The organism is Paenibacillus lignilyticus, assembly GCF_017942085.1.
Classification (GTDB): domain Bacteria; phylum Bacillota; class Bacilli; order Paenibacillales; family Paenibacillaceae; genus Paenibacillus_Z; species Paenibacillus_Z lignilyticus.
Genome location: NZ_JAGKSP010000011.1, coordinates 98,589 through 116,024 on the forward strand (window position 1 = coordinate 98,589; position 17,436 = coordinate 116,024).

Here is a 17,436-nt window from a genome sequence, read left to right on the forward strand (position 1 = left end):
CAAGCTTCTTATTTCACGAGCAGCTTAACTGCATCGTCCATCATTTGCTCACCGGCGATTTTGCCGGAGTACAGCCATGCGCTCGAAGCCGGAACTTCGTAGACATGGTTGTTTTTCACGGCAGGAATGTTCTTCCATACCGGGTTTTTCAAGGTTTCGGCCGCATCTGTTTTGTCGCTGTTCACCAGGATGATGTGATCGGCTGTCAACCCGGCAAGTTTCTCCATCGCTACCGGATTCCAAGAAGCTTTGGATTTCTCCGGAATTTCGTTAACCAGGTTCGGAGGCGTTAGACCCAGATCCTTGTACAGAACCGCGCCGCTTGATTTCGTTTCGTCTACAATGTAGAAGTTCTTGGCTACGAGCCATAGTACAGCTACGGATTGCTTATCGATCGCACCGGCGAGCTTCGCTTTCGTGTCAGCTGCCTTCTGATCGTATTCGGCAATTGCTTTGTCTGCATCTTCGCTCTCATTGAGCAGACCGCCGATTGTTTTGAGCGTTTCGCGCCAGTCGTTGTTTACTTTGTCGCCAAGCACGTAAGTAGGAGCGATCTTCGCATATTGCTCGTAAAGCCCTTTCTGTACTGCGGACTCGGAACCAACAATGATCAGATCAGGCGCTAAGCTCAGTACATTCTCAACCGGCAAATCCCAGCCGATCGTAGGCACATCTTTCAATTGCGGTGCCAGGTAATCCTGAATGCCGTTTGCTACAGACCACTGAGCAACAGGTGTCTTGCCAAGCGTTACTACCGGATCTTCTAAGTAAGAAGCGAGGATACGCTTCGGTTCAGCAGGAATTGTAACATCGTGGCCCATTGCATCCTTAACCACTTTCTCGGTTGGAGGCTCAGCTGCCGTATTGTTGCCGGCGTTCTCAGTAGCGTTGCCAGCGTTCTCAGTAGCGTTGCCAGCGTTCTCAGTAGCTGCGTTGCCGCTGTTGTTCTCGGATTTGTTACCGCATGCGGATAAAACCAGCATCAATGCCAGCAATCCGGTCATGATCAAACTAAACTTTCTAACCGTACCTGTCTTAAACAATGTAACTGCCCCCTGATGATAAAAGATTTCTCCACTACATGCATGATAATGAATCTCATTATCATTGTCAAGCAAACCGTTGTCCAAAATGAACGGCTGCTTCATCCGGCGACAATATATTGTCATGTTCTCCCTGCTTACGCGCATAGTGTTTTAAGATATTGGAAACGGTCATGTCACGTTCTTTTCCTTCTCCCTACTTATAGAAACTTGTGGTACGCTTATCATAATGATTTTATCAAGGAGTGCCCTTCATGCCAAATCAAACCCTTTCCCCGCCGCGGGAAACGAAGCCGCGCCATATTCTGTTTACCGGCGGCGGCTCAGCAGGACATGTGACCGTAAATACGGCACTAATCCCCACACTGCTCGAACGAGGCTGGAAGGTCTCGTATATCGGCTCTAAGAACGGGATTGAGAAGCAGCTTGTGAGCCGACTCACAGGCGTCGATTATTACGGCATCTCGACAGGCAAGCTGCGCCGCTACATCGATTTGGAGAATGTGAAAGATCCCTTCCGTGTCGTCAAAGGGGTCTTCCAGGCTTACCGCCTAATCCGAGGATTGAAGCCGGACGTGCTCTTCTCCAAAGGCGGCTTCGTCTCCGTCCCGGTCGTCATTGGCGCTTGGCTGAACCGAGTGCCGGTCATCATCCATGAATCGGATTTGACCCCCGGCCTTGCCAACCGGATAGCAGGACCGTTCGCCAAACGGATCTGCATCACCTTCGCGGAGACGGCCAAGCATATTAAAGGCGATAAAGCCGTTCATGTCGGGCCGATCATTCGCAATGAGCTGCGCAATGGAAGCGCGTGGAAAGGCATCAAGTGGTGCAAGTTCACGCCGGGCAAGCCCGTCCTTCTCATAATGGGCGGAAGTCTCGGGTCCCAGCGCATCAACGAAACCATTCGGCGCAATGTTGCCGAGCTTACGCGGGCGTATCAAATCATTCATATTTGCGGCAAAGGGGAGCTCGATGCAAGCTGCGAAGGCATTCCGGGCTACCGGCAATATGAATATATCCATGATGAGCTCGCTGATGCGCTCGCTTGTACGGATCTGGTCATTTCGCGGGCCGGTTCGAATTCGATCTTCGAGTTTCTCGCGCTCTGCAAGCCGATGCTGCTCATTCCGCTTTCGAAGGAGGCCAGCCGCGGCGATCAGATTCTGAATGCCGAGTCGTTCCGGCAATCCGGCTACTGCGAGGTGCTGCAGGAGGAAGAGCTGACCGATGAAGTATTCTTATCGCGGCTTGCCAGGCTGTACGGCAATCGGGATGCGATCAAAGATCGCATGCGGCAGCATGGGCAGGAAGATGCCGTCAGCCGATTAATCGCGCTTATTATGGAACAAGGTGAATCGGCTGACGCCGTCCTTTGACGGTGTAGCGCGTTTCATTCCGGAGATTTCTAAGCTCATTTATAGATGCGAACCTTATACATGCTTAGAAATTGAAAAATGGCTCGTTCGCAGCTTTCTGCAAACGAGCCATCTTAATGTGTGGTTAGAGCATTACCGGGCTAAGGTTGGAAATGAACGTCAGATCCGCTTGTGTGAAGCGTTGGTCTTCGACCAAGTTTCCAAATTCGTCGAGTCCGGTTACAGACATCAGCGCATTCGGAACCCCTGCTTCTACAGTCAACGACAATTGCACTTCATACGTGACATTGCCTGCAATGTAGAATTCCCGTACATCGTATGAATCAGCGAGTACTTCATACATGGAGTAGTACGCCGTATAGAAATCACTGGAATCGACAGAAGCGAATATTTGTACGATAATCCATACCGATTCCTCGCTGTCCAGATTTCTCGTGTTCACGACAATATTGGAAGCTGCGGTTCCGAACGCTCTCGTATTAGTAACTACGCCTGTTGAATAAGCCATACTCACATCAACTCCTTTCAAGTAGACATGCTGTATTATATGACAAGCCGTCTACATTGACTGGGGTTTTATGTAATTATCTTTGAACCTTTCTTCCTCGCGTTCAAGCTTATCATCATTTCCGCGTAACGACGTTCAGACAGCTGATAGAACGAGATACAGAGGACACAAAGCAGCAAGCCGATCGCCGGTAAGATGGACATCATCAGATGAATACCTGTCAGCACGGAATCGGTTTGGTCTCGATCAGCCACATAACCGGATAGCGATAGTCCGTATCCCGCTATCGCCCCCGCGATCGCAGAGCAAAGCTTCGCATTGAACGTTCCGACTGAGGTTACAATGCTCTCCGAACGCTTCCCTGTCTTCCACTCGGCATACTCAATCGTATCCGCCTGCATGGATGTGATCAGGACAAGAATAAAACCGAGACCGAACATACTGATCGCATTCACCGCGAACAGGACGGCCGTATTCTCCGGTTGGATAAAGAAGAGCGCTGTATTCGCCGCAATGCCAATGATACCGCCGATGATAAAGGTCGTTTTCTTCCCTCTCTTCGCCGCTATCTTCGGCGTAATGCCCATTGCCACGAGCATCAGAAGCATCGCGCTTAACAGAAACAGCGGAAGCTTGTCCTCGTCACCTGCATTATATTTCATAAAATAAATCGCCATCGTATTCTTCAGCACGAGCGGCGTTGTGGCGAAGAAACTCGCAAGCGTCACAATAAGCAGCGGTTTGTTGCGAATGACCACGTTGACGCTGGCTCTCAGCGTCTCATGCTCCGCTCTTGTTCCGACCAATCGCTCGTGCGTGTTGCGGAACATCAGCATAATAAGCAGCACGCAGATTAATGCAAATATAATGGCCGTCCACAAGTAACCGTTTGCATCATTGTCGCCGCCAAGCGCCTTCACGAGCGGACTGACCGCACCGCTGGCAATGATGATGCCGACCGCACCGAGAATTTTGGGAAAGGCAATAATTTTGGTGCGTTCCGCCGGGTCGTTCGTCAGCGTTGGCGCAATGGACCAGTACGGTACGTCGAATAGCGAATACGCGGTGTTCCAGAGCATGTACGTGACATAGATGTAGACAATTTTCATTGGCATGCTGAAGTCGGGGGCATAGAAGCACATTACGGTTAGCAATGCGACGATCATGCCTCCGAGCAGGACGAACGGTTTGAATTTGCCCCATCTCGTATTGACGCGGTCGATAAATACAGCAACAACCGGGTCAAGCACGGCGTCCCAAATCCTTGCAATCAGAAACAACGTACCGACAATCGCGGCATTGATGCCAAACTCATCCGTGTAGAAAACCATGAGGAATGTAGTTACGAGCCCATAAATCAGGTTTTGCCCAAGTGCGCCTAATCCGTAAGACCATTTTTCCGTTGCGCTTAATGCCTTCATCCCACTGTCTCCTCCGGTTCATTCTATCCTTGCTGCTATAGGTCCTAGTACTACTCGCCTATCAGTGTAATTTGGTTGACCGATTGTTGCAAGATGGTATGCTTTAATTCTACGGAAAATAAAAAGATGCCATTCGCCCCGGGAACCCCCGTGCGATTGACATCTTTCTAGCGCAGCAGCTGCCTCACGCCCAGGATGATGGCCGCCCAAAGCGCGAGTGAAACGGCTATTGCTGCAAGATAACTCCATTTGAAGCGCATATGATGCATGTTTCACCTCTTATCTATCCCAATAGTATCGTCAAAACCGATTCTGCACAATTGGTTTGCCCCTAAAAGGAGAGCCTTTCAGGGGATCCAGCTATCATCGCTTTGTAAGAAGGAGGATCCCGCCGGCAATGAAGCTTACGATCACTTATGAGCATGAAATTCCGATTAACGCCTTCTATTGGACACCTAAAGCCTATCGACAGCCTTTGCATGCGCATACAAGTTTGGAAATGGGGCTATGTTTGTCGGGTACGGGTACGTTTTATTTTGGAAATAAGCAGTATCATGTTCGGGAAGGCGACTTCTTTCTCGTAAACAATGAGGAGCTGCATATCGCGCAGTCCGATCCTCTTCATCCCAGTCATTACCTGTTTCTGAATTTCGACAGCGACTTGCTCATGAGGGAAGATCCGAGCCTGCTGCTTCCTTTCTCGTACCACTCGGAGCATTTCAGCAACCTTATTGCAGCAGATACCGCGCTTGCTGCGGCCATCGCGCCATGGATGATCACGATTGAACGGGAGCTGCGCGAAAGAAAGCCCGGCTATATCGCGCTGGCCAAGAGTGCGCTCATCCAGCTGTGCGGCTTGCTCCTGCGGCATTACCATAGCGGACTTAGCGCCTCGCGGCAGCGAATGATGGTGCAATCGGTCAATCAGACCAAGGCGCTGGCTTCGCTGGTGGAGCAGCGGTACCGCGAATCGATCAGTCTCCGGGATATTGCGCAGGAGCTTGGCATCAGCGTCTCGCGCGCCAGCCGCGTGTTTCATGAAACAACGGGTCGCCGCTTCGCCGACTATGTGGCTATGCTCCGGGTGCAAGAAGCGAAACGGCTGCTTGCCGGCACCGACGAGCAGGTAGCTCACATCGGTTTCGAATGCGGCTTCCAGAGTCTGGCTACCTTTTACCGTGTATTCAAGGAGTCGACGGGCATTTCACCGGTTCATTACCGACAAACGCTCGGCCTCGACACGGATGCCGTTCCCGCAAAAAATGAGAGTTTCCCGCCTGCACCATGAGAAGATGCCTCTATCATTGTCCGTTACAATAAATATATACGTTAGAGAGGACTGGTGAATGCTATATGGCAGGTTGGGCTCCCTTATTTTCATTGATCCAAGAAGAGATGAAACAGCGCGGCGAAGAAGGCTGCGACGTGACCGGTTTCGCAGAAAAACTGGAGGCGGCGGCTAAAGCGGATGGCCATAACGAATCCTCATTGATGGGCATCTACAGCGAATTGATGGCACTGCCGATTCGAGCGGATTTCCCTTACTCGGAGCCCTCCGATCTGGAGACGATCCGTGCCGAAAGCCCGGCAGGGCCGGCAATTGCGACGCCCTCGTTAAGCGATGGCGAATGGCTCGACAAGTTTAACGGCGCATGGCTCGGCCGTTCCGTCGGCTGCGCGCTCGGCAAGCCCCTCGAAGCAGGTCCGTACATGAACGGTTCCGGCGGCAGACCCGGCTGGGCGAACGTGAAGCTGTGGTTCGAAGGCGCCGATGCGTGGCCGATCCAAGGGTATACGCCTGTTGAGTCCGCCAGTATCGCGGACTACCCGGATCTGCACATTTCGCTGTGGTGCAAAGCGAGCACGCGCGAGCATATCGCTTATATGGAAACGGATGACGATATCCGCTACACCGTGCTCGGCCTTCATATGCTGGAAGAGCGCGGAACTGACTTCGACTCGTGGGATGTCGGCAAAATGTGGCACAGCAAGCTCAGCTACGCACAGGTCTGTACGGCGGAAACGCAGGCCTATCTGAACTTCGCCCAAGTAACCTCTCATATCGGCAGCCACAGTCCCGAGGAGCGCCTTGCCTCCAAGGATTGGGTGCGCACCTACCTGAATCCTTACCGGGAATGGATTGGCGCGCAAATCCGCGTCGACGGCTACGCGTACGGTGCTGCCGGCAATCCCGAGCTGGCGGCGGAGCTCGCCTGGAAGGATGCCTCGTTCTCCCATGTGAAGAACGGCATTTACGGTGCGATGTTCTGCTCGGCGATGATAGCCGCTGCTTTCGTAGAAACTGACGTTCGCCGCATCGTAGAGATCGGGCTCAGCGTTATCCCTGCGGGAAGCCGGCTCGCCCATGATGTGCGGCTCGCCGTGGAGATTGCGGATTCGACGACAGATCAAGTCGAGCTGGTCAGCCGCATCTGGGAAGCATTCAAGCATTACGACGCCGTGCATACGAACAATAATGCGGCGCTCTGCGCGGCTGCACTTATCTACTCCGGCGGCGATTTCGAGAAGGGCATTACGACGGCCGTTCTCGGCGGCTGGGATACGGACTGCAACGGCGCGACTGTCGGCTCCATCCTTGGCGCGATGCTGGGAGCCGGCGCCCTGCCTGCCTCTTGGACGGCACCGCTGAACGATAAGCTGTACGCGGAAGTGACCGGCTTCCATCCGATTGCGATTTCGGAATGCGCTCGGAGAAGCTATGAGGTGTTCCGGAAGCTTCAAGCACAATCGTCGGCGGCGGCGGTAGAGGTGTAATGGAAAAGAGCTAAGCGCGGCTGACATCCGCTTAGCTCTTTTTGTTGCTACCCTAGGGCGGTTCTATCCGGCGACTCCGCTACTTGAGCGTCTCAAAGCGAGACGCTCAGAGGGGAAATCGCGAAAATACCAAGCTGAAAGTTCGAAAATTGAACGCTCAACCGAGGAAAGCCCCTCCCACCGCTACTTCCGCCACCTGAGCGTCTCAAATTCGGCCGATTAAAGCCTGTTCGGTTCGTTAGAATATTGGTGAGAGGTGTGTGTGTGCGGGATGTGAGGTGAGGGTGCAGGTGCAAGTTGGTGGTGTCGGTGTGGGGGTATTGTGGGTGCGGGACGAGCCATGCGACTACTATAAAAAAGGGCAGTCTCACGGTCGAATTGCGACTGTTGAGACGGCCCTTGTTCTCGGTGGCTTACTAGGAAGCAGAATAGGACTTAGACTTCTCCTTCTGGTCCTTCTTCATGCCATGTTCCTTGCAGGCCGCGTGGATTTCCTCGCGAAGCTGCTTGGCCGTTTTGCCTTGTGTCTGGATACCCAGACGCGTCGCTTTCTCCTGCAGTCGCGCCAATCGCTCCGCTTTCTTCTCTGCTTTGAATTTCTCCCACTTCGTAGGATTTTTCTTAATGGCAGCTTTCAGCTCTTCTTGTAACTGCTCCGCTGTTTTTCCTTCGGTTGAGATCCCAAAGTAAACGGCTGCTTTCTGCAGATGCTCCAGCTTGCGGGCTTCGCGGTGCTCACGGCCTTTGCCATGGTCGCCGTGCTTCCAGTGCTCTTGCTTCTGTTCATGCTGCGCCTGCAGCTGGTCGGAGGAAGGTATCGCACTTTCAGCGCTATTCGCGCATACCGTTCCTGTCGTCAGAATCAGCGCGGCAGCTGTGCCGAGGATGGCCAGCCGCGTACGCAAACGATTCGTTGTCATGTACATCAGCTCCCTTTCGCGGGCTGTGAATCTGCCCATTCTGCGATAGTATCCCCGGCATCCCCTAAATTATTCCAAATTTTCTATCCTTGATTGGCGCCTGTCAGCTCTGCCAATTCTCTCTCCAAGACATCCTTGGCAAAATGCTCCCCGATGAACACCGCAACATCATTCACGGTCCCCTGCGGGGTTATCCGAATAAACTCTACCTCGCCATACGCGTATTGGAAGAGAAACCGGCTGTTCGTATCGCTGAAGGTGACGATTCCTTTGGCCCGATAGACTTCCTTCGGCAGCCGCTTAATGAGGGCTTCGAAAGCATGGCTGTCAACGGGACCGGTCAAATAATGCGTTAGCGCCATGACATGCGCATGCGAATGGTTCGGCCCGCCGTCATGGTCGTGATCGTGGTCATGACCATGCTCGTGTTCATGGTCATGCTGGCAGTTGGCCCCGCAGACATGATTGCCGGTCTGCGACGGCTGAGCTGCGCTGATCACCGGCTTCGTTTTGTCCGCGGCAGCTTGATCAAACATCCCCAGGTCGACGACGCAGCGAACCGTTACCGTCAGCGGGGCATAGGCATTCAGCTCGCGCACCAGCTGCTGAACCTCTACGAGCTCCTCCGGCGCAAGCTTGTCGGCTTTGTTCACGATCAAATCCGTCGCACAGCGAATTTGATCCTGCATGAGCTTGAAGGTTTTGCCGCCCCGGCGGCTGCGAGCGAGCAGCTCCGGTCCGTCCACGACCGTTGCGATCGTGCGCAGATCGATGCGCATGAACAAAGCCGCCTCCGTAATCGCATCGATGATTTCCATCGGATTGGCAGCGCCCGTGGATTCGATCAGCACGACGTCAGGCTGATGTTCCTCGATCAGCTCTTTCAGCTCCATGCTGAGATCGCCGCGAATGGTGCAGCAGATGCAGCCGCTCAACATTTCTGCCATCGGCACGTCCTGATCGACGAATTGACCGTCTAAGTTGACGTCGCCGAGCTCATTCATGATGATCGCGACCTTCACATCCTGTGCTTTATAGTAATCTACGACTTGGTTTAGGAGCGTTGTTTTGCCGCTGCCCAGGAAGCCTGACAGCAGATGAATTGGAATAGCATGCATGGTTCATGTACGTCCTCTCGTTAATTGTTCAGAGAACAAATCACTTCCATTGCTGATTTGTTCTTTGAATGAAGTTGGCTAAATTATACCGTTATTTTTACGATTTTAACAGCATGTGCGTCTAACCGTATCCCTATTTACGTTCACTGCTGCGCGCGTTGGAGATTATGTCGAAGAGGTTTTATTTTGGCCGAATGCCGCATATCCTTCTTTGAATGTGGACCTTGGAGGGAGTGTGAGCGCTCGAACATGGAACAATCAGCAATTCCGGTAATCGTATTAAGCGGTTTTCTGGGCAGCGGAAAAACAACACTGCTTCTGAGGCTGCTGCAGCATGCCAAGGCTAACGGTTTACGCGCATCCGTGCTGATGAATGAAATCGGAGCCGTTGACGTGGATGGAACGATGGTGAGCAGTGCATCTGCAGCGCAGATGCTGGAGCGAATTACGGAGGGCTGCTTGTGCTGCAGCAAGAAGAGCGAGCTGGCCTCCTGCTTGGAGCGGCTGGCGCTGATGCAGCCGGATGTGATCGTGATGGAATTAACCGGTGTGGCGAACCCGGAGGAAATTGCAGAAGCGATTACAGAGCCGACCATTATCGGCAAGGTGCGGCTGCACCGGATCGTTACCGTGCTGGATGCCGAGCATGCGCTCGACTATAACAGCATCTTCTCCTCGGACCGCGAGCTGATTCGTACGCTGCGCAAGCAGATCGAGGCGGCGGACTTTATCATCGCCAATAAATACGACCTCATTTCCAATCGAACCGCGGATAAAGTGAAGCAGCTGATTCGAGACCGCAACCCGGCCGCCGACTTCATCACGGCCACGCGCTGCGAGATCGATTCCGCGCTCGTGTTCGCGGGAATCTCGCCTTCGGGGGCGAGGCGGCAGCCTGTCATCTCCGGCACGCGGACGGCCGTCGCAACCGGCGGTCGCGTGCTTCCGGAGAAGCTGCCGGGCAGCGGCGGAGGCAAGCCGCCGGCGGCGGCCGGCAAGCCAGCCGCGGCCATGCAGCCGGGCGCTGCTCACACCGCCACCAAAGCGCCGAGCTCGTATTCGCGCATTCGAACGGCAGCGATTTACCCCGGCGCAGATGCGGCCGGGCTCACGCGGCGCCAGTTCGAAGCCTTCATTGGCGGGCGGGGCAATAACTGCATGCGCGCCAAGGGTTATTTGCCTTTCGGCAAGGATGGCAGCCTCCTGCTGTTCCAGCTGGCGGGCAAACGGCTGGAATGGTCGCCGAGCAGCTATAAGGGCGAGCCGTATTTTGTCATGATCGGCATCGAACTCGATGAGAGCAAGGTCAAGCAAGAATGGGCGCGGTTCACGGCCCGCAAATAAAGAAGGGATCTCTCACCGGCCGTCTCCACAAACGGCCAGGATGAGATATCCCTTTTTTTCATACCGGTCTAGCAGTCCGCCCCCGTCATCTCGCTCGTAAACATCCGCTTATACTCTCTCGGGCTGATCTTCTCCGCGGTATCCGGCGCATAATGAAACTGCAGCGCGCGGCGGCGCTTCTGCGAGAAATTGAACGCGGTGCCGTGCATGAGCAGCCCATGGAAGAACAGCGCGCTGCCCGGTGCGAGCGGCACAGCGACATTGCGCTCGACAGGCACAACCGTATCGCATAGCTGCCAATCCCGCTCCGCATAATGCGGAATGCCGCCGTTCATATGCGAACGAGGGATAATTTGCATGCAGCCGTTATCGAGCCCCGCTTCATCGAGGGCAATCCAAACGCCGATGACGGGACGATCATACGCGAGATTGCCGTAGGCCATGTCTTGATGCCAGGGCTTCTCGCCCCCGCCTTTCGGCGGCTTGAGCAGCGCAATATCCTGCACCAGCTTCGGCTTCGCGCCGAGCAGCTTCTCCACGACGGCCAATACGTTCGGATGATAGGCAACGGCCTTCAGCCGATCGTCGACCTCCACAAATTCATACAATTTGCGGACGGCGAGCTCGCGCTCTTCATCGCTGCGAAGCTCGCTCCGAGGCTTCACGAACTGCACCTTCACAGCCGTCTGATCATCGGCAATATGCGCCATGACAGCTTCGATCGCAGCGCCAATTTCCGCTTCCGACAACAAATCCAATACCGTCGCGTACCCTTGCTGCCGATAGGACTGAACCTGCTCCTCCCCAACATCGGCAACGCGGTGAACAGCCTGATGAACCTCGCCGTGCGGATACAACTGCTTGTTGATCTCATCGGGTGATGTCAGTTTGCCGCTCATGGTATCCCTCCTGAATGGTCTTCTACCTTGTCGTTTTACGGAAAGCTAGAAACGGAAATACCCCTTCGCATTCTCGTAGCATACCGCCTGCACAAGCCCGCCAAGCAGCTCCGCATCCGCAGGCACTTCCCCGTTCTCCGCCCATTCGCCGATTAAGTTGCAGAATATACGGCGGAAATATTCATGCCGCGTATACGAGAGGAAGCTGCGCGAGTCTGTCAGCATGCCGACAAACCGGCTGAGCAGCCCGATATTCGCAAGCGACTTTAGCTGCTCCAGCATGCCGTCCTTCGTATCGTTGAACCACCAAGCAGCGCCCAGCTGGATTTTGCCCGGAATGCCGCCGCCCTGGAAGCTGCCGATCAGCGACGCCAACACGTTGTTATCCGCCGGATTAAGCGAATACACAATCGTCCGCGGCAGCTTATCCTGCTCATCCAGCTTACTTAACAGCCGGACAAGCGGCACCGCGACCGGACTGTCGTTCATGGAATCAAACCCCGTGTCCACGCCCAGCTCGCGAAGGGTACGCGCATTGTTGTTGCGATGCGCGTTCATATGCAGCTGCATCGACCAGCCAAGCTCCGCATAGAGCTCGCCTAAGTAAACCAGCGTGTAGGATTTGTATTTCTTCTCCTCCTCGAGCGTTACGCCGCCGCCTTGAAGCGCTCTGGAGAAAATACCCGCCGCCTCCTCGCGTGTCGTCTCCGCCCAAGGCACGTAATCAAGCGCATGATCGGACACTCGTCCGCCAACGGAATGGAAGAACTGAACCCGTTCCTTCAGCGCAAGCAGCAGCTCATCGTAGCTCTCGATACGGCTTCGCCCCGAAGCTTCAGCCAGCTTCGCAATATAGCCAACGAACGGTGCGCGGTTAATCTCCAGCACCTTATCCGGACGGAACGAAGGCAGTACGCGGAAGCCCAAATCCGGCTCCTGTGCCAGCAGCGCATGATGCTCCAGCGAATCGATCGGATCATCCGTCGTACAGACCACTTCCACGCCTGCGTCGCGAATGAAATCCCGTACGGCATAACCGCCGCCGCGCAGCTTGGCATTGGCCTTCTCCCAGATGACCGGCGCATTCTTCTCATTGATCAGCTCGTCGATGCCGAACAATCGGCGCAGCTCCAGATGCGACCAATGATAGAGCGGATTGCCTAGCGTCATCGGCACGGTGCGTGCCCAGGCGAGGAAACGGTCGTAATCGCTGACCCCTTCGCCGCCGGTGATGTACTTCTCTTCGATGCCGTTCGCACGCATCGCCCGCCACTTATAATGATCGCCATACAGCCAAACTTCCGTCAGGTTGTTATAGCTTTTATTCTCATAGATGTCCTGCTGACTCAAGTGGCAATGATAATCCAAGATCGGCATTGCTTTCGCATATTCATGATAAAGCCGTTTTGCTGTCTCGTTATGTAGGAGAAAATCATCATCCATAAAATTACGCATGGTCGGATGTACCGCCTTCCTCTAAAGTCCATATCTCTTCTCAGCATAACGCAATATTTGCCGATTATCGTGACATATTTTGCTCAAAGTGATAGTTTATTCACCTATCTTGCGCTAAAGTAGAGTTATCTGTTTTCTAAGATCGTAAGGAGGATACCAGATGAGGCTCACCGTCGACGAACCGCTCTCCTATGGCGATGAGGAAGGCGATTTCTATATTCAGCATGTGCATCGGACAAAGCCGTTTGGACGCAACAATCACTTTCACCCTACCTATGAAATCTATTATTTGGTGTCGGGCCAGCGCGTGCATTTCATCGAGGACCGTTCCTACTCGATTACATCAGGCGACTTGGTGCTGGTGAACAAACAGGTCGTCCACAACTCCTCTGAGCTTGGTCCTCCGGAGCATGAACGGATCGTCATCAATTTCAGCGATGCCTTCGTGGGAACGGAGCATCCCTTCCACGATCCGCTGCTGCTGCAACCCTTCGGGCATAATGCGCTTCTGCTGCATCTTACGCCGCAAGAGCAGCTATTCGTCCGCCAGCTGCTTGGCAAAATGATCGCCGAAGCGTCCGAGCAGCGGCCCGGCTTCGAGTCCTACCTCCGGCTGCTGCTGACCGAGCTGCTGCTGTTTGCGGCAAGGCATCCCGCTCCGGCGCACTCTGAATCTGCCGTACCCGAACAGCCAACCGCTCTCCATCAGAAAATATCCGAGGTCGCCTTGCACATCAACGAGCACTATGACACTAAGCTTGCGCTTACAGAGTTAGCCAAACAATTCTTCATGAGCCCTTATTATCTCAGCCGAAGCTTCAAGGCGGTCACCGGTTTCACGCTTACTGAATACGTTCATCTGACGCGAATTCGCGAGGCGCAGCGTCTGCTCAAGAACACGGATCTTAAAGTCATCGTCGTCGCGGAACGGACCGGGTTCGAGAACACGGGGCATTTTGACCGCATCTTCAAGAAAATGACGAGCATGACGCCGCTTGCCTATCGCAAAATGAACCTGCTGTAAGCCAAAAAAGCGATGGAAGAACTTTCTCCATCGCTCCGCTAAAGCTGTCATTTCATCCGATACTCCCCGGCGCTCATGCCGGCATAGCTCTTAAACCGCTTATAGAACCAGTCCAGCTCGCCGTACCCGACAGCTTCGGCAATCTCGTACACCTTCTTATCCGACTGCCTGAGCAGCTCCTTCGCCTTCTCCATCCGCACCTTAAGCAAATAATCGTTGAACGATTCGTCTGTTCCGGCCTTGAACACCTTCCCCAAGTAGTTCGGATTCAAAAATACCTGCTGTGCGATACTCCGTAAGCTGATGTTCGTGTGATACTGCTCCTGAACGAGTTTCTTCACCGTTGTAACCAGCGTGCTCGGCTGCAGCTGTTTCATCCCGCATACCCGCGCTCGCACGTCCTTCGCCTTCCGGCTTGCGAGATGCTGCAGCTCTTCCATCGTCTTGCATTTCATGACCCGCTCGTAATCGCCAAGCTCATATTCGAAGAGGCCGTCTGCGCTTGCGCCGAGCTCTCTGACAAGCTGCTGCAATTGGACGAGCAGCTCCAGCACGCTCTTGCGAACGACGCTTCCCGGCGCTTGTTCCGCCTTGAAGCCTTCCCATAACCGGTCAATGGCAGCTTCAACCTGCTGTTCATCCTGCAAATTAGAAATCGCCTCAAGCACGCCGGCCTGCAGTTTCGCGGTACTTGGATAACCACCTAAGCCTACGCTTCCACTTCCGCCCGAATGCTTAAGCGCGTCTCTGCCAACCAGAATCGACCCGCTGCCCACCAGAAATTTCCCGTCGAGCGCTTCCTCCGCGGCAGCAAAGGACCCCGCCAGCTCTCTTCCGCCAGCGGCCAAACTGCCGAAGCCGATACTGATTGTTTCTTTGGCATTCTCGGCTACCGCATCTCTCAGTCGCCCAGCGAATAGATACAATTCTTCATCATCCGCCCCGTCAGGCTGCCCCGTCAATACGATACCGTACCGTTCCTCGGTCAGCTCGAACACGAGACCCACCCCGCCGCACAGCTCCTCCAAAATATTGCGTACCGCATAACGCTTCAGCTCGGCATCATGCTCGGTCAGCGCCGGACTCGGCGACGAGAGGGAGTCCATCTCCACGAGCAGCGTACGCAGCGGTCCTTCCCCGATTCCGCGGCCAATCGTGCGAATGGCCTCCTCGTACTCGTTTCGGCTGACGGGACCATGCGCAAGCTTCCGCAGCACCTGATCGCGAAGGGCAGATAAACCCAAATGATGCTGCCTCTGAAACGATCTCTTCTCCGCTATGCTCCGGCCGATTCGCTCCAAGATCGCGATTAAGTCTTCTTCCTCGACAGGCTTTAGCAAGTAATCATGAACACCCATCTTGAGTGCTTGCCGTGCATATTCAAAGTCCTCGTACCCGCTGAGAATAATGACGGGGACATCCGTAAATTCCCGCAGCGTGGCAATCAGTTCGAGCCCGTTCATCGTCGGCATGCGAATATCCGTAAGCACAAGCGAATAATGGTTTCGCTGCATAAGCTCAAGCGCCCGTTTGCCGTCTTCCGCCTCCGCTCGGATTTGGAACCCGCAGCTCTCCCAATCAATCACATATTTAAGCGATTCTCTCGCGAGCGGCTCGTCTTCCACGATCAGTACGCTATACATCTGTTTCGCCTCCATTATCCGCCTGCTGCATGGGAATGAATATCGTCACTTTTGTTCCTTCGCCTTGCTCACTCTGCACGTCCAGCCCATAGCTGTCCCCATATCGGACCTTCAATCGCCGATTCACGTTACGAAGTCCGATATTGGAGGTGACCTCAAGTGAATCCTGCTGCAAGCCGGCTTGGATTTCGGTTAGGCGCTCCGGCGTCATGCCGAGACCATCGTCCTCCACCGTAATTTGCAGCGTGTCCTCCGCCAGCTTGCCTCTAATCTGAATGCGGGATTGCGTAGGGCTCAGTTCCACCCCATGGGTGATCGCATTTTCGACCAGCGGCTGAATGCACAATTTCGGCAAATTCACAGCAAGGGCTTCCGGGGGAATCGCAATGGTAAAGGTGAATTTATCGCCGAACCGATGCTGCTGGATTTGCAAATAAATCGAGATAAACTCCATTTCTTCGCTCAGCGTGATCGTTGGACCGCCATTTCGCAGCATCATCCGGAACGACTTCGCCAGCAGCCCGACGACTTTGGCCGTATCCCGTTCGCCTGCAATCAGCAGCTTGCCTCGGATCATATTCAGCACATTGAACAGAAAATGCGGATTGATTTGGGTCTGCAGCGCGTACAGCTCCACTTCCTTCGTCCGCAGTGCCTGCTCCTTCTGATCGATTTCCGATTGGTACACCTCTTGAATGAGCTGCCCCACCCGCTGCACCATCAGATTGAACATCTGGCCAAGCTGCGCAACCTCATCCTTGCCTTTGACCTCGACGAAGCTTTGAAAATTATCCTTGTGCACCCGCTTCATCCGAAACGACAGCTCCGTTAATCGGCGCGTCAGCCCGACGGAGATCGTCGAGATGAAGAGCGCGGAAACGACGATGGCCAGCAGGAACAAGACAATCGAGAGCGATCGAAGCTGTTCGATCTTCGGCATCAGCTCGTTTATCGGAATAAAGGTCAGCACCTTCATCCCTCGCACCGAGTTGTGAGATTCGAGCGTCTGGAACATAATTTGATAGCTGTTATGCTCATCCTCGTAGCTGAAGCTTCCCTCTGTTTCCTTCATGATTTCCGAATAAAAAGGCAGTTCCTTTAACTGCGTAATCCCGCCTGTCTGCGCACTGTCAATCAGCACCGTACCGTCTGCCAGCGAGAAAATAAAACGCTTACTTTTACTCTCTACATTAATAAGCTCCGACAATACGCGAAGCTGGATTTCGATCGAGACGACGTTTGGGGAGGCCGGATCGAAATTGTTCATCCGTTTGCGGAAGCTGAACACCGGTTTATGCTCAAGCAGCGGCGTATAGGGACCGGTCCAGTAGCCGCCGATGCGATTATTGAAGACCTTGCGATACCAATCGCTTTGCCGCGTCTCTTCATCAATCAGAAACACATTCGCGAATAGAAAGGTCGGATTGTCGGTATATAAGTTGAGATGAGAGATCGCCTTGGTCGCCTGAACCGCCGAAATAAAAGGCTGGTAATAGTCGAAATACGTATCATACGCTTCTTGCTGGTCCTTATATTTCTTCTGGAGCTTCTCATTCAAGGAAGAGTTCAAAAATAGCGTGTTCGCATTCTCCTCGTAGGAGCTCAGCTTATTATCGAAGTTCGCGCTTACTTGTGACAGCGAGAGTTCGGCATTCTCGATGATATGCTCGTAGACCAAATCGCTGCTGCGTTTCATGAGCACATACGTAAGGGAGCCCAGCAGAAGCAAAACAACGAATAAGTTGGCTACGATCAGCTTTGTCCGTATTTTCATGTCGCGGCGACCTCGCACCTTTCGTGGCTGTACGTTTCTCACTCATTCGCTTTATCTGCATGCATTTCCTTCCCCTGCGGCACGAAACATACTCCTTGCCCGCAAGTGCCGCGAACAAGGAGTACCTTACCTA

Annotated in this window: 14 protein-coding genes; 5 read left to right on the forward strand and 9 right to left on the reverse strand. The window is 53.8% G+C overall.

The window, feature by feature from the left end:
- Nucleotides 1-8: 8 nt before the first annotated feature.
- Nucleotides 9-1,169 (reverse strand): iron-hydroxamate ABC transporter substrate-binding protein, encoded by a 1,161-nt coding sequence (locus I8J30_RS22780; protein WP_240548297.1) that lies wholly within the window; start codon nucleotides 1,167-1,169, stop codon nucleotides 9-11.
- A gap of 128 nt (nucleotides 1,170-1,297) precedes the next feature.
- Between I8J30_RS22780 and I8J30_RS22785 the strand changes: the two genes are divergently transcribed.
- Nucleotides 1,298-2,422, forward strand: coding sequence for an undecaprenyldiphospho-muramoylpentapeptide beta-N-acetylglucosaminyltransferase (locus I8J30_RS22785; RefSeq protein WP_210662047.1), 1,125 nt, complete (start codon nucleotides 1,298-1,300; stop codon nucleotides 2,420-2,422).
- 124 nt (nucleotides 2,423-2,546) lie between these two features.
- Here I8J30_RS22785 and I8J30_RS22790 read toward each other — a convergent pair whose 3' ends face one another.
- Both I8J30_RS22790 and I8J30_RS22795 read right to left on the reverse strand, forming a co-directional pair.
- Nucleotides 2,547-2,930, reverse strand: coding sequence for a hypothetical protein (locus tag I8J30_RS22790; protein WP_210662049.1), 384 nt, complete (start codon nucleotides 2,928-2,930; stop codon nucleotides 2,547-2,549).
- Between the two features lie 68 nt (nucleotides 2,931-2,998).
- Nucleotides 2,999-4,351, reverse strand: a complete 1,353-nt coding sequence (locus I8J30_RS22795) for an MFS transporter (protein ID WP_210662051.1) — start codon at nucleotides 4,349-4,351, stop codon at nucleotides 2,999-3,001.
- A gap of 397 nt (nucleotides 4,352-4,748) precedes the next feature.
- Here I8J30_RS22795 and I8J30_RS22800 point away from each other — a divergent pair, with 397 nt between their 5' ends.
- Together I8J30_RS22800 and I8J30_RS22805 are read left to right on the forward strand one after the other, a co-directional pair.
- Nucleotides 4,749-5,639 carry a helix-turn-helix transcriptional regulator gene (locus I8J30_RS22800; protein WP_210662054.1) on the forward strand — a complete coding sequence of 297 codons (891 nt, stop codon included), beginning with the start codon at nucleotides 4,749-4,751 and terminating at the stop codon, nucleotides 5,637-5,639.
- Between the two features lie 65 nt (nucleotides 5,640-5,704).
- A complete protein-coding gene (locus tag I8J30_RS22805; RefSeq protein WP_210662056.1) occupies nucleotides 5,705-7,126 on the forward strand; it encodes an ADP-ribosylglycohydrolase family protein in 1,422 nt (473 codons plus the stop codon).
- Between the two features lie 416 nt (nucleotides 7,127-7,542).
- Here I8J30_RS22805 and I8J30_RS22810 read toward each other — a convergent pair whose 3' ends face one another.
- A complete protein-coding gene (locus I8J30_RS22810; RefSeq protein ID WP_210662058.1) occupies nucleotides 7,543-8,046 on the reverse strand; it encodes a hypothetical protein in 504 nt (167 codons plus the stop codon).
- Nucleotides 8,047-8,129: 83 nt separating this feature from the next.
- Nucleotides 8,130-9,164 (reverse strand): CobW family GTP-binding protein, encoded by a 1,035-nt coding sequence (locus I8J30_RS22815; protein ID WP_210662061.1) that lies wholly within the window; start codon nucleotides 9,162-9,164, stop codon nucleotides 8,130-8,132.
- A 249-nt stretch (nucleotides 9,165-9,413) separates the two neighbouring features.
- Here I8J30_RS22815 and I8J30_RS22820 point away from each other — a divergent pair, with 249 nt between their 5' ends.
- Nucleotides 9,414-10,508: a CobW family GTP-binding protein gene (locus I8J30_RS22820; RefSeq protein ID WP_210662063.1), complete on the forward strand. Its 1,095-nt coding sequence runs from the start codon at nucleotides 9,414-9,416 to the stop codon at nucleotides 10,506-10,508.
- 68 nt (nucleotides 10,509-10,576) lie between these two features.
- Here the strand turns inward: I8J30_RS22820 and I8J30_RS22825 are convergent, their stop codons facing one another.
- A complete protein-coding gene (locus I8J30_RS22825) occupies nucleotides 10,577-11,407 on the reverse strand; it encodes a phytanoyl-CoA dioxygenase family protein (protein WP_210662065.1) in 831 nt (276 codons plus the stop codon).
- 45 nt (nucleotides 11,408-11,452) lie between these two features.
- Entirely contained in the window at nucleotides 11,453-12,862 is a 1,410-nt protein-coding gene (uxaC, locus tag I8J30_RS22830; protein ID WP_210662067.1) for a glucuronate isomerase, read from the reverse strand.
- Between the two features lie 160 nt (nucleotides 12,863-13,022).
- On the opposite strand from uxaC, the gene I8J30_RS22835 reads away from it, so the two are divergent.
- Nucleotides 13,023-13,886 (forward strand): helix-turn-helix domain-containing protein, encoded by an 864-nt coding sequence (locus I8J30_RS22835; RefSeq protein ID WP_210662069.1) that lies wholly within the window; start codon nucleotides 13,023-13,025, stop codon nucleotides 13,884-13,886.
- 47 nt (nucleotides 13,887-13,933) lie between these two features.
- On the opposite strand, the gene I8J30_RS22840 is transcribed toward I8J30_RS22835, so the two are convergent.
- Together I8J30_RS22840 and I8J30_RS22845 are read right to left on the reverse strand one after the other, a co-directional pair.
- The gene (locus I8J30_RS22840) at nucleotides 13,934-15,529 is read right to left on the reverse strand and encodes a response regulator transcription factor (protein ID WP_210662071.1); all 1,596 of its coding nucleotides are present in this window, start codon (nucleotides 15,527-15,529) and stop codon (nucleotides 13,934-13,936) included.
- Nucleotides 15,522-17,303 (reverse strand): sensor histidine kinase, encoded by a 1,782-nt coding sequence (locus I8J30_RS22845; RefSeq protein WP_210662073.1) that lies wholly within the window; start codon nucleotides 17,301-17,303, stop codon nucleotides 15,522-15,524. The genes I8J30_RS22840 and I8J30_RS22845 overlap by 8 nt, the downstream gene beginning before the upstream one ends.
- Nucleotides 17,304-17,436: the final 133 nt, after the last annotated feature.